The organism is Shinella sumterensis (assembly GCF_004514425.2).
GTDB lineage: Bacteria > Pseudomonadota > Alphaproteobacteria > Rhizobiales > Rhizobiaceae > Shinella > Shinella sumterensis.
In genome coordinates, this window is the sequence record NZ_MYFN02000004.1 from 273,427 (window position 1) to 293,303 (window position 19,877).

General features: G+C 61.5%; 24 protein-coding genes, 1 tRNA gene and 1 pseudogene. 19 read left to right on the forward strand and 7 right to left on the reverse strand.

Features of this window, described 5'->3' with window-relative positions; genetic code table 11:
* Nucleotides 1-453: 453 nt before the first annotated feature.
* From B5M41_RS10440 to B5M41_RS27145, 11 genes and pseudogenes are all read left to right on the forward strand, one after another.
* Nucleotides 454-1,119, forward strand: coding sequence for a DUF1937 family protein (locus B5M41_RS10440; protein WP_134647287.1), 666 nt, complete (start codon nucleotides 454-456; stop codon nucleotides 1,117-1,119).
* A gap of 220 nt (nucleotides 1,120-1,339) precedes the next feature.
* The gene (locus B5M41_RS10445; protein ID WP_167718841.1) at nucleotides 1,340-1,516 is read left to right on the forward strand and encodes a hypothetical protein; all 177 of its coding nucleotides are present in this window, start codon (nucleotides 1,340-1,342) and stop codon (nucleotides 1,514-1,516) included.
* Nucleotides 1,513-1,713: a hypothetical protein gene (locus tag B5M41_RS10450; RefSeq protein ID WP_134647285.1), complete on the forward strand. Its 201-nt coding sequence runs from the start codon at nucleotides 1,513-1,515 to the stop codon at nucleotides 1,711-1,713. Before B5M41_RS10445 ends, B5M41_RS10450 begins: the two co-directional genes overlap by 4 nt.
* On the forward strand, nucleotides 1,710-1,838 hold the full coding sequence (locus tag B5M41_RS26870; RefSeq protein ID WP_268998310.1) for a hypothetical protein: 129 nt from the start codon (nucleotides 1,710-1,712) through the stop codon (nucleotides 1,836-1,838). Before B5M41_RS10450 ends, B5M41_RS26870 begins: the two co-directional genes overlap by 4 nt.
* Nucleotides 1,835-2,200 (forward strand): hypothetical protein, encoded by a 366-nt coding sequence (locus tag B5M41_RS10455; protein ID WP_134647283.1) that lies wholly within the window; start codon nucleotides 1,835-1,837, stop codon nucleotides 2,198-2,200. Before B5M41_RS26870 ends, B5M41_RS10455 begins: the two co-directional genes overlap by 4 nt.
* Nucleotides 2,200-2,397 (forward strand): hypothetical protein, encoded by a 198-nt coding sequence (locus B5M41_RS10460; protein ID WP_134647281.1) that lies wholly within the window; start codon nucleotides 2,200-2,202, stop codon nucleotides 2,395-2,397. The genes B5M41_RS10455 and B5M41_RS10460 overlap by 1 nt, the downstream gene beginning before the upstream one ends.
* 109 nt (nucleotides 2,398-2,506) lie before the next feature.
* Nucleotides 2,507-2,773 carry a hypothetical protein gene (locus B5M41_RS10465; protein ID WP_134647279.1) on the forward strand — a complete coding sequence of 89 codons (267 nt, stop codon included), beginning with the start codon at nucleotides 2,507-2,509 and terminating at the stop codon, nucleotides 2,771-2,773.
* On the forward strand, nucleotides 2,770-3,489 hold the full coding sequence (locus tag B5M41_RS10470; RefSeq protein ID WP_209020848.1) for a hypothetical protein: 720 nt from the start codon (nucleotides 2,770-2,772) through the stop codon (nucleotides 3,487-3,489). Before B5M41_RS10465 ends, B5M41_RS10470 begins: the two co-directional genes overlap by 4 nt.
* A gap of 148 nt (nucleotides 3,490-3,637) precedes the next feature.
* On the forward strand, nucleotides 3,638-3,877 hold the full coding sequence (locus tag B5M41_RS10475) for a hypothetical protein (protein ID WP_134647277.1): 240 nt from the start codon (nucleotides 3,638-3,640) through the stop codon (nucleotides 3,875-3,877).
* A 42-nt stretch (nucleotides 3,878-3,919) separates the two neighbouring features.
* The gene (locus tag B5M41_RS10480; protein WP_167718838.1) at nucleotides 3,920-4,243 is read left to right on the forward strand and encodes a hypothetical protein; all 324 of its coding nucleotides are present in this window, start codon (nucleotides 3,920-3,922) and stop codon (nucleotides 4,241-4,243) included.
* Nucleotides 4,244-4,641: 398 nt separating this feature from the next.
* A pseudogene (locus B5M41_RS27145) lies at nucleotides 4,642-5,061 on the forward strand (tyrosine-type recombinase/integrase); the annotation flags it as partial.
* 92 nt (nucleotides 5,062-5,153) lie between these two features.
* On the opposite strand, the gene B5M41_RS10485 reads toward B5M41_RS27145, so the two are convergent.
* The 3 genes from B5M41_RS10485 to B5M41_RS10495 all read right to left on the reverse strand — a co-directional run bounded on the left by B5M41_RS10485 (nucleotide 5,154) and on the right by B5M41_RS10495 (nucleotide 7,585).
* Nucleotides 5,154-5,255: transfer RNA gene (locus tag B5M41_RS10485), tRNA-Ser, on the reverse strand.
* Nucleotides 5,256-5,485: 230 nt separating this feature from the next.
* A complete protein-coding gene (locus B5M41_RS10490) occupies nucleotides 5,486-6,385 on the reverse strand; it encodes a tyrosine-type recombinase/integrase (protein ID WP_134647273.1) in 900 nt (299 codons plus the stop codon).
* A gap of 150 nt (nucleotides 6,386-6,535) precedes the next feature.
* The gene (locus tag B5M41_RS10495) at nucleotides 6,536-7,585 is read right to left on the reverse strand and encodes a porin (RefSeq protein ID WP_230640046.1); all 1,050 of its coding nucleotides are present in this window, start codon (nucleotides 7,583-7,585) and stop codon (nucleotides 6,536-6,538) included.
* Nucleotides 7,586-8,259: 674 nt separating this feature from the next.
* Here B5M41_RS10495 and B5M41_RS10500 point away from each other — a divergent pair.
* Nucleotides 8,260-9,324 (forward strand): porin, encoded by a 1,065-nt coding sequence (locus tag B5M41_RS10500; RefSeq protein ID WP_134710998.1) that lies wholly within the window; start codon nucleotides 8,260-8,262, stop codon nucleotides 9,322-9,324.
* A gap of 98 nt (nucleotides 9,325-9,422) precedes the next feature.
* On the opposite strand, the gene B5M41_RS10505 is transcribed toward B5M41_RS10500, so the two are convergent.
* The gene (locus B5M41_RS10505) at nucleotides 9,423-10,298 is read right to left on the reverse strand and encodes an alpha/beta fold hydrolase (protein WP_134649767.1); all 876 of its coding nucleotides are present in this window, start codon (nucleotides 10,296-10,298) and stop codon (nucleotides 9,423-9,425) included.
* Between the two features lie 93 nt (nucleotides 10,299-10,391).
* The gene (locus B5M41_RS10510; RefSeq protein ID WP_134649768.1) at nucleotides 10,392-12,461 is read right to left on the reverse strand and encodes a lytic transglycosylase domain-containing protein; all 2,070 of its coding nucleotides are present in this window, start codon (nucleotides 12,459-12,461) and stop codon (nucleotides 10,392-10,394) included.
* Between the two features lie 314 nt (nucleotides 12,462-12,775).
* On the opposite strand from B5M41_RS10510, the gene dapA reads away from it, so the two are divergent.
* Both dapA and smpB read left to right on the forward strand, forming a co-directional pair.
* Entirely contained in the window at nucleotides 12,776-13,660 is an 885-nt protein-coding gene (gene dapA, locus B5M41_RS10515; RefSeq protein WP_134649769.1) for a 4-hydroxy-tetrahydrodipicolinate synthase, read from the forward strand.
* 1 nt (nucleotide 13,661) lies between these two features.
* Complete coding sequence (smpB, locus tag B5M41_RS10520; RefSeq protein ID WP_134649770.1) at nucleotides 13,662-14,141, forward strand: SsrA-binding protein SmpB; 480 nt, start codon at nucleotides 13,662-13,664, stop codon at nucleotides 14,139-14,141.
* Between the two features lie 19 nt (nucleotides 14,142-14,160).
* On the opposite strand, the gene B5M41_RS10525 is transcribed toward smpB, so the two are convergent.
* Together B5M41_RS10525 and B5M41_RS10530 are read right to left on the reverse strand one after the other, a co-directional pair.
* A complete protein-coding gene (locus B5M41_RS10525) occupies nucleotides 14,161-14,544 on the reverse strand; it encodes a hypothetical protein (RefSeq protein ID WP_134649771.1) in 384 nt (127 codons plus the stop codon).
* Between the two features lie 180 nt (nucleotides 14,545-14,724).
* Entirely contained in the window at nucleotides 14,725-15,300 is a 576-nt protein-coding gene (locus B5M41_RS10530; RefSeq protein ID WP_134649772.1) for a LabA-like NYN domain-containing protein, read from the reverse strand.
* A gap of 404 nt (nucleotides 15,301-15,704) precedes the next feature.
* Between B5M41_RS10530 and rpoZ the strand changes: the two genes are divergently transcribed.
* From rpoZ to acpS, 5 genes are all read left to right on the forward strand, one after another.
* Complete coding sequence (gene rpoZ / locus B5M41_RS10535) at nucleotides 15,705-16,106, forward strand: DNA-directed RNA polymerase subunit omega (protein ID WP_134649773.1); 402 nt, start codon at nucleotides 15,705-15,707, stop codon at nucleotides 16,104-16,106.
* A 116-nt stretch (nucleotides 16,107-16,222) separates the two neighbouring features.
* On the forward strand, nucleotides 16,223-18,451 hold the full coding sequence (locus tag B5M41_RS10540) for a RelA/SpoT family protein (RefSeq protein ID WP_134649774.1): 2,229 nt from the start codon (nucleotides 16,223-16,225) through the stop codon (nucleotides 18,449-18,451).
* A gap of 168 nt (nucleotides 18,452-18,619) precedes the next feature.
* A complete protein-coding gene (locus tag B5M41_RS10545; RefSeq protein ID WP_134649775.1) occupies nucleotides 18,620-18,772 on the forward strand; it encodes a DUF3563 family protein in 153 nt (50 codons plus the stop codon).
* 103 nt (nucleotides 18,773-18,875) lie between these two features.
* Entirely contained in the window at nucleotides 18,876-19,463 is a 588-nt protein-coding gene (locus tag B5M41_RS10550; protein ID WP_134649776.1) for a DUF2062 domain-containing protein, read from the forward strand.
* Complete coding sequence (acpS, locus tag B5M41_RS10555; RefSeq protein WP_134649777.1) at nucleotides 19,460-19,873, forward strand: holo-ACP synthase; 414 nt, start codon at nucleotides 19,460-19,462, stop codon at nucleotides 19,871-19,873. Before B5M41_RS10550 ends, acpS begins: the two co-directional genes overlap by 4 nt.
* Nucleotides 19,874-19,877: the final 4 nt, after the last annotated feature.

The window sequence follows — 19,877 nt, forward strand, 5'->3', positions numbered from 1 at the left end:
ACGCCCTTCGCGGCCATAGGCGTTGGCGTAGTCACGCTTCTAACCTGCCTCATGTTCGGAGAGATAGTCAGGGCGATCCGTCAAGGTCATAGGGTGTCCACGGTAGCGGCGCGTGTGTTCGAGCGCCGCCGCAAACCAACGTGGCGCGAATGGTATTACGCCTTCCGGCGCGAGTTTTTTAACGGATACTCCACGTTGCGGATAGGCTGGATAGAAATCCCGCATGATCCTAACGAGCGGCTGCGATCAAGCCGACGCTAACCACCACCCTGCCGGCCACCAACCGGCAGGACTACCACAAGAGGAGACTTAGATGGATGGCTTTCAAGGCCAAGTAGACGAATGGATGGTCAAGTGCTTCAGCCGAGAAATTGCGGACGACGTTGCCGGTGGACCCGTGGGTACCATTGAGATCAAGGGTCCGCATATCGAAGACATCCGGAGGGCCGCGTGATGTACGCATTCAAGAACGAATCCCCTGTCCCCGTCGAACTCACCACCACCGCCTTCGGCTCGCTCGAGAAGTATCGGCCGGCGAATGATAATGTGCCAGCAACGCATGTGGCGGCTGGCATGAGCGTGGACTCGGCCGGCAACATGCGGCCGATGCTTCCACAGCCTGAATTCGACGGCGGCATCTACGTCGGGCTGCGGCGTCCGGCGTCCACGGACAGCAGACAGTTCTACGGCGACAATCCCCACATGGAGATGACGCCGGAGGAGCGCCTGCCGCAAGGCCTTGCTCTTCTCGCTGACCAGTCAGGCTACGTCTACCTCGGCTCGCCCTACAGTAAGTACGAGGCCGGCCACGATGCTGCGGCCCGCGTTGTCGCGGATGCTGCCGCGCGGCTCATGCGGTTCGGAATGGTCGTCTACAGTCCGATCGCGCACGGCCATGCCATTACGCTGGCGGGCGACCTGCCGCTGACGTGGGACTTCTGGAAGCGCCAGTGCCAGCCTTTGGTGGATGGCGCGGCCGGTATGATCGTTCTGACGATGGCTGGCTGGCAGGAGTCGGTTGGGCTGCAGTACGAGATCGAGGAGTTCGTGCGGGCTGGCAAGCCGATCCTTCATGTATCGCCGCGGTGGCTAGCTGAGAACAAGGTGGGGAGGGTGTGATGCGTTGGTTCAAGAGAAAGACCTATCCATATGAGGTGGTCGTGCATCTGGATGGACGCCATCCGTACCTCGACGGGCATGAGCTAGACACGGAGACGCGGGATGTAACGCTCACCGTTCCGGCTAAGGATTGGAACGACGCTGCGGAACGGGCGCTGGAGGCTAGCTTGCCTCTGCGTGCGTGGAGCTACTCAGTCACCTCTGTTCGGAGGACGCGAACATGACCTATCACCGCGAAACTCTCACCGGCCGTAGCCGTCATCGCGCCGACGAGGCGGGCCGGCTCATTCTTCAGGTTGAGGTCGATCGCCACAGCAATGCGCCAACGCTTCGGCATTGGCGGGACGCCAAGGCGGAAGACTTGACCGTCAAGAACAACATTTCGGAGGCCGCATGACCTTCCCCACCATTGAAGCTTCCGGCACCTTCACTCCAGCACCTGGGTTTTGGGATGTCGTGAAGGATATAGCTGACCGCCAGCAAAGAGCAGCAGACGAAGACGGCGGCATGCATACGGTCGGCGTCGAGATGCTGGTCGGTTATGAGGAAGGCCAGTTTACTGTCGATGATCTGATGATGGAGGTGCGAACATGACCGGACTCGGACTCGGCATTGCTGCCGCAGCAGCAATTTATGCGGCCTACAACACCAAGAGTAGCAATCGCGCTATCGCCTTTGTCGTTCTCGCCTTCTTTGCAATCGTGGGGGCTTCACAATGACCTACCAGTTCTACGTCGGCCAGCAGGTCGTTTGCGTGGATGACCAGGTGCCGCTGGAAGGCGGAGCTTCGGTCAAGGACGTTAATCTGACCGAAGGCGATATCTTCACCATCAGATGGGTCGGCATGGCCAGTCACTACGTCTTCGGCGATTATCTGGGCGTGAAGCTTGAAGGCATCGACAGCAAGTTCGGCGAGGCATGGGGCATTCTCGACGCACCGTATGCCGCTCGCCGGTTCCGGCCGCTCGTCAAGGACAGGCTTGGCGGTCTGCGGGCGCTACTTGTGCCCGGCCAACCGCTGGCGCCCAGCGTGGATGAGCCTAAGCGGCGCGAAAAGGTGAAGGAAGAGGAGACGGTTTGATGGACCTAAACCTGCACGCGGACCAGAGCACAAGAATCCGGCAGGCTGCTGATTACGCTTCGGGCCTCGCCGACAACCTGCGGAAGCTAAACAGCGGCCCGGTATTCGACCACGATCGTGAAAAGCTAGTTGAGGGCGTGAACATCTGGTTCGACCGGCTCGCCGAACTGCTTGGGAAAAAAGGAGAGGCAGCATGACCAAGGAACAGGAACAGGCCATTGCTGCGGCAGTGCGCGCAGCAATCGAGGAGATGGGCGTGGCGGTGTTCAAGAAGACGTCGTTCTTCATGTCGGCAAGGAGGGGCGCATGACTGTTCAACAAAAAGAAGAATCGTTGAGCATGATTGAGCGGGTGGCGAGGGCTATAGTCGAGACCCCGCCGGAGGAAAGGCAGGAATCTACTCCAGACGGCTGGCGCATCATCCGAAACTTTGAGCGCACCGCCCGCGCCGCCATTGAGGCGATGCGGGAGCCGACGGAGGGGATGCAGCACGTAGGGCTTGAGTTCGACTACCACAACGTCGAATCTCTCTGGCAAGCCATGATCAACGCCGCACTGGAGGAAAAACCATGACTCACGAACCGCAACTTGCCGCCCTCGGTGCGGCGATCGGGAAGTATGAGCGGTTAAGCCATGAACCAGTAGAGCGGCTGCGTGAGCCGTCAGCGGGCCGGTTTTCATACCTGAACAGCGCCGAGATGGTGGTTGCCAACGACAACCATCGCCCGCTACTTCTCGGCATTACTGGAAAGCGTAATGTCGGCAAGTCCACCGTCGCCACACTGCTTGAAGAGCGCTATGGGTTCGCCCGCGCGCATGCCTTCGACGGCGGCAAGGAGGCGGCCCTATATTACTTCGCACACGTCACTGGAGACATCATACTTGCCGAGCGCATGGTTTACGGCGAGTTGAAGGACGTGCCGTCTTCTCATCTGCCTGGCAACGTGGCCCCGCGATTCTTCTTAGAGAAGTTCGGTCACTTTATGGGTGTGACGATGGGAGTAGAATGGACACTCGCCATGGAGATTGCCCGCATTCGTCGGGAGTCGCCGCGAGCACCGATCGTCGTGGAGAGCCTTGTGTATGAAGCGCCGTGGTTTAAGGCGCAGGGCGGAGTTGTCTTGCGGCTGGAACGGCCTGACTTCGAAGGACCGGAAGGCATAGAGAGTGACAGCGTGCAGGCGCTTGTTGAGGCAGATCATACGATTATCGCGGCAACGGTGCAGGATCTGGAGCGCGAAACGGAATGGCTTCTGTACGGGCTAGAAGCCATCAGGAGGGCAGCGTGAGGCACTATCTAACCTGCCGGCCCGATGGGACAGTGCACACGGTATGGGGCTGGATGTCCGATGCTGTGTCGTCTTGCATCCGCAACGGCACGGGAGGATGGTTCGTTATGTGCAGGAAGTCTGGGCGCATCGTTTATAGGAGGGCGACGTGAGCAACATGCCGGAAGATGTCGTGACTGCCGCATGCGAGGTGCATGAGCAACTGCAGAAGATAGGCGATATTCCAATGGACACAACGGACGATGCGCCGGCCGTTCACCTCATCGCCGCCGCCATCCTCGCAGAGCGCCAGCGCTGCTCTGACGTGGCACGGCACCTAAACGGATGGGGGCCTGTCGGCGGGCATCGCGTGGCAGAGCACATCGCGCAAACTATCCTCAATCCATAACCACCCAACCCCGCCCGTCAAACGGCCGCAAAGAGGAGAGCAATGCACCACGATAACGACAATATACCGGCTATCGACCGGCTCCTGACGCCAGAGGCCATCGCTGAGAGGATCACCGCTGCGAGTGGTGTTAGTATGTCGGCGCGCACCGTCTGGGAGAAAGCCAGGCGGGTGGGCGTCTCAAGAAAGATAGGAAGAGCGATGCTCATCTCCATCGACGACATACCGGAACTGCTTAAAGAGGAAAAAGCCAAATGGCGAAGTTATTCAAACGAGGGAAGGTCTACTACTTCGGCGTCAGTCGCCCCGACGGATACCACCGAGAAAGCACTGGCCTTGCTTCGAAAAAGGAAGCTCAAGCGCTAGCAGAGGAGAGGGCGGCTCAAATCAGGCTGGCCGATCAGCGGGGCTTTGATGAAGAGAAGACGATAGCGGACGCTGCATACGCCTATCTCGCGGCTGGGAAAGATGGTCGGTTCATCGAGCCAATCATCAAGAAGTGGGGGAAGCGCAAGCTGCGCGGGCTGAAACCGGAGTGGGTTCGCCAACACGCGAAAGACCTATACCCAGCCGCATCGCCAGCGACATTGAACAGGCAAGTCCTGACCCCCGTGCAGGCAATAGTGAATTTCGCCTACCAGGATGAGGACGGCCGGCAAATCAAGATCAAGCGATTCGCCGTCGACCCGAAGAAGAAGGAGGCCGTTGACGCTGAGTGGCACGCCAAGTTCGCCGCGAAGTCAAAATCTCCAGGCATGACGGCCATGGCCCGGTTCATGTGGGAGACGGCCGCCCGCATCAGTGAGGCGTGCCGCGTCACGGCGAACGATGTTGACCTGGAGGCGCGGACGGTAATGCTCACCAAGACGAAGACCAAGCCTCGCCTGACGCGCATCTCTCCAGTCCTCGCAGAAATGCTTCGGCCGCTGATGGCCGTCGACCCCAAAAGGAACCGGCAGAACAAGAAGAAGGTCAACGGCCTATTCGGCTACGCAAGCCGGCACGCCGTGTACAATGGGTGGAAATCTGTGTGTGACGACGCTGGCATCGCGTATGCGCCGCCACACTCCGCTGGCCGCGTCACATTCGCCACGGAGCTTGTTGTCCGACGCGGTATAGACCCAGTTACCGCTGCACGCTTAGGTGGATGGGCCAGTCCAAAAGTGATGATGGATACGTACGCAAAGGCCGATCCGGCTCACGACGTCGTGGATGCTATCTTCGGCGAGAACGTCGAAAAAAGTGCACAAATCCTGCACACGGAAGCTACGGAAATTGAAGAGGCTGATTTTCTCAATGAAATCAGTGACTTGCAGGCAAAATCTGCAAGCAACCGCCCTTAGCAGGGGAGCGCCTTCGACCACTCGGCCACCTCTCCGCTCGCGATTTCACTATGCGGCATGGGTCGGGATTGCAAGGCATTTTTAGATTTTTGCGACAATATCCAGAATTTCTCGCGCCTTAGTCCGTGCGGCCGTCCTCTGCACGCGCAGCGGTCTTTTGCGCATCGTCTCCATGCGGGCCGTGTCGAGCACGGCCACGCTCTCAGGGCTTTTCAAGCCGATGATTCGGGAGGCACAGAATGCCTCCCGCCGTGCAAAGGCGGGCCTACCCCGCTTTGACGCGCGCGGCGTGTTCCAGAACGGGAACACAGACATCGAGATCGCCGGATGCCAGGTGCGCATAACGCATGGTCATCTGCAGCGTCTGGTGCCCGAGCCATGTCTGCACGCGCCGGATATCGATCCCGCCCTGCACGAGCCGTGACGCGCAGGTGTGCCGCAGGATATGCGGCACCACGTCCGGTTCCGCGCCGAGACCGACCTCCTGCTTGGCCTCGTTCCACGCCGCCCGGAACTTTGCCTGGACGATGTTCGTGAAAGGCCCGCGCCGCCTGCGCTCCGAAGCCTGAATGGCGGCCGCTGCCCGCTCGGTGAGGGGAACAGAGCGGCTTTTGCCGCTTTTCGTCAGCCAGAACGTCACGCGGTCCTGATTCATATCCTGCCATCGAAGGCCGATACCCTCGCCAAGCCGCGCGCCGGTGTCGATGAGGAAGATGCAGAAGCGACCATAGAGTTCCGATTTCTCGGATATGGCGGCGAACAGCCGGTTTTCCTCTTCCGGCTCGAGAAAGCGGATGCGTCCGGCCTTCTCCTTCAGGCGCTTGAACTCCGGCAGGCTTTGGATGTCGCCCATCTTCTGGGCCTTCTTCAGAAGCTTGCTGAGCGCCGCCATCTTGCGGTTGATCGTGGCATTGCTGTTGCCGCGCTTGCGAAGCGACGACGTCAGCGTATCCAGCATCTCGTCGGTGAAGTCCGAAAACTCGACGCCGAGCAGGATCTCGTCGAGCTCGCCGACGAAGGACGTGACATTGTATTTATGCGAGCCCGGTTCCCAGAGAACGTCGACATAGCGGTCGAGCAGGGCGCGAAGCGAAGCCTGATTGGAAGCGTTCTGAAACTGATAGCTCAAGCGGTAGGGGCCGCTCATCAAGGGGTGATTTAACATGCTGACCTGACTGCGCCCGATGTGACGCGCATTGGTTGCATTAAATTGCTTATAAATTTCCTGCTAATTAACCCCAAAAACTAGCCGGAACGCGAAAAACCCGACCTACAGCCGGGTTCTCCGTTTTTGGATGAGCTAAGCCAAATTGGCTTAGAAGTTACGCTGCAGACGCAGGAAGCCGGTGACGAAATCGTCCTCGTTGTCCGGATCCGTGTAGTTGACGGTTGCCTTGAGGGCGAGGTTGTCAACGATAGCGTAGTCAACCGTCAGGCCAACGCGCCATGCGTCGTTGCCGTCGATGAGACCGTAGTCACCGAAGTACTGAGCACCGGGGGTGATCGTCAGCTTTTCGGTTGCCTTGAACGAGTAGTCTGCTGCAACGCTCCACTCAGCAGCGTCATAGTAAGCGTTCGGGCCGCTGGCATAGAGACCCATCAGCTCGAACGTGCCCGGGCCAACTTCAGCCGACAGCCAAGCGCGGACTGCGCCTTCTTCGGTCGAGTCGTCGTATGCACCGAGCAGTTCGAAGTTCACGCCGCCGAGGGTGGCAGCAACCATACCGGAGACGCCGAAGCCGTTGTGGTACGTGGCATTCGTAAGAAGGTCGGTGTAATCCGGGATTTCATCGACGCTGAGGCCGGCGCGGAACGTGCCGCCGTCATAGACGTAACGAACCGAGGTGAAGCGGGTGATGTTCGACGCCGTTTCGGTTTCGCCGATCAGGTCGTTATCCCACCAGTTCAGGAAGGTACCGACGCGGAAGCCGCCGAGTTCGATGTAGGCTTCATCAATATAGAAGTCGCTCGAAGCACCGCTACCAAGACCGACAAGTTCTGCGTTCTCGATATCGAGGCCCAAACCGCCGTGACCAGACTCGCCGTGGATGGCGATGAAGCTGGTGAGCGTGCCGAGTTCCGTGTCAGACTTCGCGTCGAAAGCGACGCGAGCGCGCGTCCAGGAGCTCCAGTCGGAATTGCCGAATTCGTCACGACCGAAGTCGGTCTGGAAACGGACGTAACCGCTGATCTTGAGGCAGGTTTCGGTGCCCGGGATGTAGAAGAAGCCGGTGCCGAAGGCGTCGCAAACGCGAACGTATTCCAGGGGCTCGGGCTCAGCAGCGACGATAGCGTCGGCAGCCTGTGCGCCGGATACTGCCATGAGAGCGGCAGCGGAGCCGATGAGAAGGCTCTTGATGTTCATTTCTGACCTCCAGTCAAAAAGAGCCGTGCGTGTGGCTTTCGGACGGATGGTCAACCCCTGGCTTCCCATATGGCATATATAGGGTGTGCGGTTGCGCGCAGATGGACGTCGCCGGGATAGAAGAGCGCCCGCTTTTCCGAGAGCGCCGCCGCCCCGGGCCTTTTGACGAGCAGGGTACCGGAGCGAGCTGACGGCAGGCGGCTCGATGAGCGATCACGATTCGGCGACGAATCGCACGACTCAAACGCCGGGCCGATTCCCGATTTTCCGCGATGCGACGGCGACCTGGCCGGTGAAGTGCCCCATAAAAACCGCGCTCTTGTCATGCGAAGAGGCCCTGTGTGCCGGGTTTCTGCCCGGATTGTGACGGAGCCAACGGGAAGGCGTCATGGGCTAAGTGGCGGCCGCATAAGGTTTTTTGTTAAGGATCCATAAACTTTTAGCGATCTCGCCTGCCATTTTGTGTCCTTTGCGCAACAGGCCGGGGCGAAGGCTGACAGAAACCCCGCCTCGCTTCAGTTTGATGATTGCTTACCGAACCGCGTCTTGTATTTTCACCCTCGGAAGCAGGGGCGGTTGTTCGTCCGCTTCCTGAACTTGGGGATGGGGCAGGGAACGCTGTCCTTCAGCAAAAAACCCAGACCCGTTTGAAACTTTTTGACTGGAGGTCAGAAATGAACATCAAGAGCCTTCTCATCGGCTCCGCTGCCGCTCTCATGGCAGTATCCGGCGCACAGGCTGCCGACGCTATCGTCGCTGCTGAGCCCGAGCCCCTGGAATACGTTCGCGTTTGCGACGCCTTCGGCACCGGCTTCTTCTACATCCCGGGCACCGAAACCTGCCTCAAGATCGGTGGTTACCTCCGTTTCCAGACCGACTTCGGTCGTGATCAGTTCGGCGCTTCGGACTGGCAGTCCTGGACCCGTGCTCGCATCACCTTCGATGCCAAGTCTGACACGGAACTCGGCACGCTCACCAGCTTCATCGCCGTTCATGGCGAAGCTGGCCGCGGTGGCCTCGGCTTCGATATCGATCCCGACACCGGCACCGGCACGCCGTTTGGCGTTGGTAGCGGTACGACGAACGACGTTTACCTCGATGAAGCTTACATCGAACTCGGCGGCTTCCGCGTCGGTACCTTCCTGAACTGGTGGGATAACGACCTGATCGGCGAAACCGAAATCGCGTCGAACGTCACCCGCTTCACCTCGGTTCGTTACGTCTATGACGGTGGCACGTTCCGCGCCGGCCTCAGCGTCGACGAAATCCCGGATTACTACGACTACCTTGCTGGCGTTGGTAACGTCCACAACGGCTTCGGCGTTTCCGGTATGGTTGCTGCCACCCTCGGCGGCGTGAACTTCGAACTGCTCGGCGCATACGACGACACGACCGAAGAAGGCGCAGTCCGCGCTTGGCTGTCGGCTGAAGTCGGCCCGGGCACGCTCGAAATCATGGGTCTGTATGCCAGCGGCTACAACGCCTACTACGCTGCTGCTGAGTGGAGCGTCGCTGCTGACTACTCCTTCAAGGCAACTGAAAAGCTGACGATCACCCCCGGTGCCCAGTACTTCGGTGACTACCTGCTCGTTGACGGCAACGACGCATGGCGCGTTGGCCTGACGGTCGACTACGCTATCGTTGACAACCTCGCCCTCAAGGCGACCGTCAACTACACGGATCCGGACAACACCGACGACTTCGTCTCGGGCTTCCTCCGTCTGCAGCGCAACTTCTAATCTGAAGTTGAGCTAGGAATAGACCCGCAGCCTCTCTGAGGCTGCGGGTTTTCGTTTTTGCGGCCTTAAGCCGTATAGCGTTTCATGATCGCGGCACGTTAGCGCCCGTCGAGAAATCCCTTTACCCGTTCGAACAAATCCGGATGGTGCAAAAGCGGCGCGTGGCCCTGGCCTTTCGCAATCGTGGTTTCGACATTCGGCCCCTGCGCCTTCATCCGCGCCAACGTCTTCTCTGAAAACAGTCTGGAATACTCGCCGCGCACAACGAGCAGAGGCTTTTGGGCGAGCAGGGCATATTGCGGCCAGAGCGTCGGCAGGGGCTGGGTGAAATCCATTGTGAGCAAGGGGGCTACCAGGGCCGGGTCGTGGTCTGAGACCAGCCTGCCATTCTCCTCGACATAGATGGCGTCTGCCATATCCAGCCAGTCCTGCCGGGTGAGGGCCGGGAAGGACGGGCCGTGAACGGCTTCAAGATGGTCGGCCGCCGCTTCGGTATCGTCAAACACGGCCCGGCGTGCGAGGTAATCACGGATATCCCGAAGACCCTCCGCCTCGATCTCCGGGCCGATGTCGTTGAGAACGGCCCCTGCGATCCGATCGGGCTGCAATGCCGCCATGACATGGAGGATCAACCCGCCCCGCGAGGTCCCGACGAAGATGGCCCGGGCGATGCCGAGCGCGTCGCAGACGGCCAGCACATCGGCGCATTCCACGCCGACATTATAATGTGCGGGGTCCGGGTCGCGGCTCGAGCGGCCCCGGCCGCGATAATCGATGGAGATCACGCGTCTTGGAGAGGCCGCATCCTCGCAAAGGCGGAAGGCGAACGGATGAAAGTCACGGCTGTTGCGGCTGAGCCCCGGCAGGCAGACGACGGGAAGCCGGGCGGCAGCGTCTGACACCGGCGCATAATCCCGCACATGGAGTTGCAATCCGTCCGTCGCGGTGATGAAGCGGCTGATAAAGTTTGCCATGCTGCGCCCTCGTGTCCGATGGCGAGAGCTTAGGGCAAAAGAGCGGCTGTTGCGTAGCGCTTTCGCATGGGAATTATGAGCCGCACCACGTCGTTAACGCCCCGCGACGAGGTCGTGTTCGATATCGGCCTTCTGGCCAAGCCGCGTCTTGTAGACCTGGTAGTTCTCCATCACGCGCTGCACATAGCCACGCGTTTCCGAGAAGGGAATGCGCTCGATCCAGTCCACCACCTCGTCGATCGGCTTGCCGCGCGGGTCGCCATAGCGGGCGATCCACTGCGGTACGCGGCGCGGACCGGCATTGTAGGCGATGAAGGTCAGCACGTAGGAGCCGCCGAAATCATTGATCTGTTCGCCGAGATAATGCGCGCCGAGCGTGGCATTGTAGGCGGCGTCCGTCGTCAATCGCTCCTTGGAATAGGCGAGGCCGTAGCGTTTCGCGACGCCCTGGGCGGTCGCCGGCATCAATTGCAGCAGGCCTTGCGCATTGGCGGGCGAGACGGCCGCCGGGTTGAAGGCGCTTTCCTGGCGCGCGATGGCATAGGCCAGCGCCTTGCCCGAGCCGGAAATGTTGGCGCCGTCGGGAATGACGCCCACCGGGAAGGCCAGTGCCGCCACATCGATGCCGCGGCCGAAGGCGATCTTGCCGATCTGGAGCGAAAGCTGGTGGTTGCCGCCTTTTTCCGCCTGCGCGGCCAGCAGCGCCAGTTCGCCGGGGCTCATCAGTTCGGCGGCGAGCGCGCGGTAGAGGCTGTCGCCGCGCCAGCCATGGCCGGCGGCCTGGAGCCGTGCAATGGCCTGAACCGCCTCACGCCCGTGGAAACGGGCGCGCTCCTCCGCCGTCGGCTTCGGATAGGCGACATTCAGGGCCTTTCGGCCGAGCCGTGCCGCGGCAAGCTGGCCGTAGAATGTGCCGGGAAAGGCCGCGGCCTTCGTGAAATAATCCTTGGCGTCGCCCGTGCCGCCCTTTTCCGCCGCACGGCCGAGCCAATACCAGGCGCGGGAAACGGACAGCGGACGATCGGAGGCTTGCAGGATGCGCTGGAAATGCTTGTGCGCGGTCTTCGCATCGCCGAGATCGCGCAGCGCATACCAGCCGGCATGGAACTCCGCCTCGACGATATCGGTCGGGTCATCCGCGCCATGATGGGCGGCAACCCGGTAGGCATCGCGATAATCGCCGAGATCGGCGAGGCCGCGGCTGACGATGCGCTGCTCGTTCCACCACGCGCCCGGATTGACGAGCCGCGCGGGGTCTTCCGGCATGGCGGAGAACAGCTTGCCGGCGGCGCGGTATTCCTCGTTGTTGCGCAGGTTGCGGATGCGCAGGTAGGTATAGGCGGGATTGTTCTGCCAGCGGGCATCCACGGCCTTGATCAGGGCGGCCGTATTCTTGCTCTTGCGGATGACGGCGGCCCAGGCGCGGTAAAGCGACTGCGCCTGGCCGAGATCGCCGAAACGCTGCGCCTGGTCGGCGCGATCCCGGTAGAGCAGCATTTCCATGCGCGCACGGTGGTCCGCGATGGTGAGAAGCGAGCCGAATTCGCCGAGAATCTGCGTTTCGAGATCCTTGTTCATCGCCTCCTTGTGCCAGAAGGTGCGCAGCACGTCCGTCGCACGGGCCGTATCGCCCGTCGCGATAAGGGCGCGTGCAAGCACCATGGCGCCTTCCGCCGTTTCGGGGCGGGTCGTGCCGAAGGCGGCGAGCACATCTGATGTCGGCGGGTTTTCCCGGGCGAGCGCGCGTTCGGAATGGCCACGCAGCGCCTTCAGCCCGGGCCAGCCCTTCAGCTCGCGCTGCGCCTCGGCGATCTCCCAGGATGGCACGCCGCGCTGGCCGGAGACGGCGATGGCCCATGTCAGGATATGGCGGTCGAGGCTGTCTTTCGGAAGGCGATCGCGCGCGACCATCGCGGCCGCCGCATCCCGGTTGGAGAGCGCGTCCAGCCCGGCCTTGAGCGCGGGGTTCACCTGCGGCAGGGCATCGCCGCGCGGAATGGCGTTGGTGATGATGTCCTTCGAGGGCATCTCGGCCGCGAAACCGAGCGGTTTGATCGTGGGCGTCGCGACACTTTCCGCTTCCACAGGGGAGGGGCGAAGGGAAAGACCGGCCACGCCGGCCAGCAGCAGCGCGCAAAGGGCAAGATTGCGTTTTGAGATCATCTCACGTCCCGGATGCCTGGCAGGCGACGATGCTCATATTGCGCCTGATCCTCGACAATCATTAACCCTTTGTTGTCTTAACGAATGCTTAACCGCCCCGGTCACCAAGCCGTGAAGGCCCATGCTTCACACGACGGGCCGAACGACGCGGATATTCGCGTCGTTGCGGCACTTTCGCCTTGATCGCGCACGAAAAACGCCTCTCACGCCGCTTGCCGCATGACTGTCACATGACTATTGTGCGTTCGTTTTTAACCACGGAATACGGCCAAAGCATGTAAGCCCTCGGGCGGCTCTGGTCCTAGGAGTTCTCGATGTTCAAGGGATCCATTCCCGCTCTCGTCACCCCCTTCACCGATGCCGGTGCCGTCGATGAGGCCGCATTCGCCGCCCATGTCGAATGGCAGATCGGTGAGGGCAGCCACGGCCTCGTCCCCGTCGGCACCACGGGCGAATCGCCGACGCTGTCGCATGACGAGCACAAACGGGTGGTTGAACTCTGCATCGAGGTTGCCAAGGGCCGCGTTCCCGTCATCGCCGGCGCCGGCTCCAACAATACCAAGGAAGCGATCGATCTGGCCCGCCATGCCGAGAAGGCAGGCGCGGATGCGATCCTCGTCGTCACGCCTTATTATAACAGGCCGACGCAGAAGGGCCTGTTCGCGCATTTTTCCGCCATTGCGGAAAGCGTGGCGCTGCCGATCGTGATCTACAACATTCCCGGCCGTTCGGTCGTGGACATGACGCCGGATACGATGGGCGCGCTGCACAAGGCGCATCCCTCGATCATCGGCGTCAAGGATGCCACCGGCAAGATCGAGCGTGTCTCCGAGCAGCGCATCGCCTGCGGCAAGGATTTCGTCCAGCTCTCGGGCGAGGACGCAAGCGCGCTCGGCTTCAACGCGCATGGCGGCGTCGGCTGCATCTCGGTCACCGCCAATGTGGCGCCGCGCCTGTGTGCGGAGTTCCAGGAAGCGACGCTTTCGGGCGATTACGCCAAGGCGCTCGGCTATCAGGACAAGCTGATGCCGCTGCACAAGGCGATCTTCATGGAGCCGGGCGTCTGTGGCGCAAAATACGGCCTGCATCGCATCCGCGGCGGCAACCGCGCCGTCCGCTCGCCCCTTCTTCCCAGCCTGGAGCCGGCAACGGAGGCCGCCATCGATGCGGCCCTTCGCCATGCCGGTCTGTTGAACTGACATGGCAACCAAGGCACGTCCGACAACGATCAAGAAGATTGTCGCGGAGAACCGCAAGGCCCGCTACAACTACGAGATCGTGGATACCTACGAGGCCGGCCTCGTGCTGACCGGCACGGAGGTCAAATCCCTGCGCGAGGGCAAGGCGAATATCGCCGAGTCCTACGCGTCGGACGAGGGTGGCGAGATCTGGCTGATCAATTCCTACCTGCCGGAATACCTGCAGGCGAACCGCTTCAACCACGAGACCCGCCGTCGCCGCAAGCTCCTGCTTTCGAAGCGGGAAATCCATCGCCTGCGCTCCGCGATCAACCGCGAGGGCATGACGCTTGTGCCGCTGAAGGTCTATTTCAACGACAGCGGCCGCGCGAAGCTCGAGCTGGCGCTTGCCAAGGGCAAGAAGCTGCACGACAAGCGCGAGAGCGAGAAGGAACGCGACTGGAACCGCCAGAAGGGCCGCCTGCTGCGCGATCGCGGCTGACGACCTTTAGCTTCCCGCGTCAGAACTGGCTGTAGAGCCGCGCGATCATCGACTGGTTGACGGTACGCGGCGACGTCTCGCCATCGTCGGCGGTGCGCGCCGTAAGGAAAGACGACATCAAGGCGTTGAGGTCTGCGCTCTGGATGGCAAGCGGGGCGGGCGTGTGACGCGCGGTGTCGGCGCTCGCACTGCGCTCGACCGTATCGGCCGATGCCGCCGAAACGCCCGGAAGGCCGTTCGCCGCGTAGAGAAAGCCGGTGTCATCCACGGTCTCGGACGGCTGTGCGACGGCGGGTGCCGGAGCGATGGGACGGGTCTCGCCGGCCGGTGCGGCCGGACGCAGCGCCAGCGCCTGGGTTGCCGCCCGGTAGCTGTTGCCAGAAAGCGATACTGCGTCGACCATGACGGGATATTCCAATGCGGGACGTGTTGACCGCATTTTGATAGCAGCAGAACGTTGCGGAATGCTAATGGAGTTCCGCGCTATTCTCCTCGATGTTTAACGAACCGTTGAAAGGCCCGCTTGCAGCATCGGCACGCGTCGCAAACCGGTCACTTTCAGTCTATTTGCATGAACGAGCGATCAGTCGGCGGCCGTGTCGGTCACTTCCGCCGGGCGGGCGGGACGTTCGGAGGGATCGCGGCCGATTTCGGCCTTCAGCGTGCCCAGATCGATGAAGTAATCCGCCTGCCGGCGCAGGTCGTCGGCGATCATCGGCGGCTGGGTCTGCATGGTGGAGACGACGGAGACCTTGCGGCCGCGGCGCTGGAGCGCTTCGACCAGCGTCGTGAAATCGCCATCGCCGGAGAAGATGACGAGGTGGTCGACCGTTTCGGACTGCTCCATCGCGTCGATGGCCAGTTCGATGTCCATGTTGCCCTTGATCTTGCGGCGGCCGAGCGAGTCGGTGAATTCCTTGGCCGGCTTGGTAACGACCTTGTAGCCGTTGTAGTCGAGCCAGTCTATCAGCGGGCGGATGGAGGAATATTCCTGGTCCTCGATCAGTGCCGTGTAGTAATAGGCGCGCAGGAGATAGCCGCGTTTCTGGAATGCTTTCAGTAGTTTCCGATAATCGATGTCGAACCCGAGTGTTCTGGAAGCGGCATAGAGATTGGCGCCGTCGATGAAGAGTGCGATTTTCTCGCGCGGGTCGAACATTTCAAAAATTCCCTTAAATAGAGCCCGGAAGATGCGTAAGCCACGCCGGCCCGGCGTGCATGGCTGCGTTTTCCGGTGGCATTATGCATATTTCATGTATTTGTCATTTAGGGCAGCTTGGTGACATTTCCAACCAAACACGGGTTGCGGGGCATTTTTTCGAGAAGCACGGAGCCCGTGCATTTCACAATAGGCAAATTGGGAAGTATTTACCGGCCGTTATCCTGGCCGTTCATTGTGCCGTGCCCCAATTTTTCCGAGGTCTGGAACCTCAACCGGGAATTACAAGCGGCGGTCAAGGGGGCCGCGAAAGGGGATGCCGGCAAGGAAAAACTTGAATTTGCCGTCCTTTGCCTGTATCGGGCATGCAAACTCCTGAAATTCTCGATCACAAAGGACAGGCAATGGCCCGTGTCACCGTTGAAGATTGCATTGACAAGGTAGACAACCGCTTCGAGCTGGTTCTCCTGGCAAGCCATCGCGCCCGCCTCATCTCGCAGGGTGCGGCCATCACCATCGATCGCGACAACGACAAGAACCCCGTCGTGGCGCTGCGCGAGATCGCCGACGAGACCCTGTCGCCCGACGATCTCAAGGAAGACCTGATCCACTCGCTGCAGAAGCATGTGGAAGTCGACGAGCCCGAGCCCGATCCGGCAAGCCTGCTGGCCGACGATGCCACGACGGCGACCGCCGACGAGGACGACGACCAGCCCGAGACGATCGCCTTCGACCGCATGTCGGAAGAAGAGCTGCTCGCCGGCATCGAAGGCCTGGTTCCGCCGGAAAAAAGCGACGATTACTGATTTCGGTAGCCATTCCGAAACCTTTATTATTGTGAATACCGGTGCGCCCCTTCTAAGCTTGGGGCGCACTTTTTGTTTGCCCCGCCTGAACGAGCCGGGGAGGGAGCCCACCGAGAATGATGCGTCAATATGAACTCGTGGAGCGGGTTCAGAAATACAAGCCCGATGCCAACGAGGCGCTGCTCAACAAGGCCTATGTCTACGCCATGCAGAAGCACGGCCAGCAGAAGCGTGCGAGCGGCGATCCCTACATCTCGCATCCTCTCGAAGTCGCCGCCATCCTCACGGATATGCGGCTCGACGAATCGACCATCGCCGTCGCCCTCCTGCACGATACGATCGAGGACACCAGCGCGACGCGCGCGGAAATCGACGAACTGTTCGGCGAGGATATCGGCGCCCTCGTCGAGGGCCTGACCAAGATCAAGAAGCTCGACCTCGTTTCCAAGAAGGCCAAGCAGGCGGAAAACCTGCGCAAGCTCCTGCTCGCCATCTCAGACGATGTGCGCGTGCTGCTCGTCAAGCTCGCCGACCGCCTGCACAACATGCGCACGCTCGAGCACATGTCGCCGGAAAAGCGCGCCCGCATTTCCGAGGAGACGATGGACATCTATGCGCCGCTCGCCGGTCGCATGGGTATGCAGGATATGCGCGAGGAACTGGAAGACCTGTCCTTCCGGCATATCAATCCGGAAGCCTACGAGACCGTCTCGCGCAAGCTGGAGGAGCTGTCGCAGCGCAACGAGGGGCTGATCCGCAAGATCGAGGAGGAACTGCGCGAACTGCTCGTCGTCAACGGCCTGCCGGATGCCCTCGTCAAGGGCCGCCAGAAGAAGCCCTATTCGGTCTTCCGCAAGATGCAGTCGAAGTCGCTCTCCTTCGAGCAACTGTCCGACGTCTATGCCTTCCGCATCCTCGTCGGTGACATTCCCGCCTGCTACGCGGCGCTCGGCATCGTGCACACGCGCTGGCGCGTCGTGCCGGGCCGCTTCAAGGACTATATCTCGACGCCCAAGCAGAACGACTACCAGTCGATTCACACCACGATCGTCGGGCCGTCGCGCCAGCGCATCGAGCTGCAGATCCGCACCAAGCGCATGCACGAGATCGCCGAATACGGTATCGCGGCGCACTCGCTCTACAAGGACAAGGAGCCGGTCAACGAGGAGGCCGCGCGCTCGCCGCGCTCCAATGCCTATGCCCTGCTGCGCCGGACCATCGAGGCGCTTGCCGAAGGCGACAACCCGGAGGAGTTCCTTGAGCACACCAAGCTGGAACTGTTCCAGGACCAGGTGTTCACGTTCACGCCGAAGGGCCAGCTGATCACGCTGCCGCGCGGCGCGACACCCATCGATTTCGCCTATGCGGTGCACACCAATATCGGCGATACCTGCGTCGGCGCCAAGATCAACGGCCGCATCATGCCGCTCGTCACCCGCCTCAATAACGGCGACGAGGTGGAGATCATCCGCTCCGGCATCCAGGTCCCGCCGCCCGCCTGGGAGGAGATCGTCGTGACCGGTAAGGCGCGCGCGGCCATCCGCCGCGCCACGCGCGCCGCCATTCGCAAGCAATATTCCGGCCTTGGCTACCGCATCCTGGAGCGCACCTTCGATCGCGCCGGCAAGACCTTTTCACGCGACGGCCTGAAGCCCGTGCTGCACCGGCTCGGCCAGAAGGACGTGGAAGACGCCATCGCCTCGGTGGGTCGCGGCGAACTCTCCTCGCTCGACGTGCTGCGCGCCGTCTTCCCGGATTATCAGGACGAGCGCGTCACCGTGAAGCCCAGCACGGACGAGGGCTGGTTCAACATGCGCAGCGCCGCGGGCATGGTCTTCAAGCTGCCCGGCAAGACGAAGGCGGCGCTGGAAGACGGCGAAGGCGAAACGGGCCCCGAGGCCCTGCCGATCCGCGGTCTGTCGGGCAATGCCGAGGTGCATTTCTCCGCCGGCGGCGCCGTTCCCGGCGACCGCATCGTCGGCATCATGGAGAAGGACAAGGGCATCACCATCTATCCGATCCAGTCGCCGGCCCTGCAGAAGTTCGACGACGAGCCGGAGCGCTGGATCGACGTGCGCTGGGATCTCGACGAGGCCAACAACACCCGCTTCATGGCGCGCATCATGATCAACGCGCTGAACGAGCCGGGCACGCTGGCCGAGGTCACGCAGGTCATCGCCACCAGCGACATCAATATCCGTTCGATGTCGATGGCACGCGTGGCGGCCGATTTCACCGAGGTGCATATCGACCTCGAGGTCTGGGACCTGCGGCAGCTCAACCAGCTGATGGGTCAGCTGAAGGAGTTGCAGTGCGTTTCGACCATCAGCCGTGTGTTTGAGTAGGGGCTATAACGCAATTTTCAGCATTTTGCCTTGAATAAGGCATGATTGCCCAAGTTTTGACCAGTCGATATGCGCCGTTCGCATGGCTGCGTTGGTATAGTCGCGCTGGTGCCGAAGGGGTGTTCGCCTTATCTTCTGTCTCGGGAGGTCAACCGAAAGAGGTTTACCATGCTGAAGCAGTTCAGAAACATCGCCCGCGCCCTGCGCGTTCCGTCGACCGAAGAGCGCGAAAGTGCTTATCTCAACGGCGCCATCGACCGGATCGACCTGGAATACCGCCAGCGTCAGATCGACCGCGGCCTTTTCCGCAAGTCCTACTAAGGTCTGCAGCCATGCGGCGCACCCCGTGCGCCGCGGCGGCCCATGCCGTGGCGCCATGAGGGCGCCATTGAAATGCCACCAACGGATCGGCTATGTCTGAGCAATGTTGTTCAGACGCCGAAAAAAGGCCTCGCGGGCCGAACGCTTGCGCGAATTTCTCTGGCCGCGCAAGGGCCTGACGCGGCCGGCGCGCTATCTCGCGAAGCGCATCATCCGCCTGTCGGCGTCCCCGCACGCGGTCGCCGCAGGTGTCGCGGCCGGTGTCTTCTCCGCCTTCACGCCGCTGCTCGGGTTTCACGTCATCCTGGCGCTGGTTCTGTCCTATCTCATGGCCGGCAATCTGCTTGCGGCTGCCCTTGCCACCACCGTCGCCAATCCCCTGACCATTCCGCTGATCGCGCTTGCCACCTTCCGGGCCGGCGAAACGCTGCTCGGCATCCAGGCTGCGGAGGCCATCACCACGCATGACCTGCTGCACAGGCTGGAGCATCTTCAGTTTTCCGAGCTTTGGCAGCCGGTGCTGAAACCCATGCTGGCCGGCGCCGGTGTTCTCGGGCTGCTCGCGGCCGTCATCGCCTATGGCGTGACGCGCCTTGCCGTCCAGTCCTTCAAGGCCCGCCGCCGCGCGCGACTGGCGCTGCGCGCAGGGCTTGCGCCCACAGCCCTCTCATCCGGAGACCTGTCCCCATGATCATCGGCATCGGCAGCGACCTCATCGACATCCGTCGGGTGGAGAAGTCGCTGGAGCGTTTTGGCGCACGCTTCACCGAGCGCTGCTTTACGCAGATCGAGCAGGCCAAGTCCGACGGGCGCAAGAACCGCGCGGCCTCCTATGCCAAGCGCTTCGCCGCCAAGGAGGCCTGTTCCAAGGCGCTCGGCACGGGTCTGGCGCAGGGTGTCTTCTGGAAGGACATGGGCGTCATAAATCTGCCCGGAGGCAAGCCGACCATGCATCTCACCGGCGGCGCGCTCGAAAGGTTGAAGCGGATGCTGCCGGCCGGTCACGAGGCGCGGATCCACCTCACCATCACCGACGACTTTCCGCTGGCGCAGGCTTTCGTGATCATCGAGGCGCTGCCCGCCGGGACGCCGGCCTTGTGAGGTT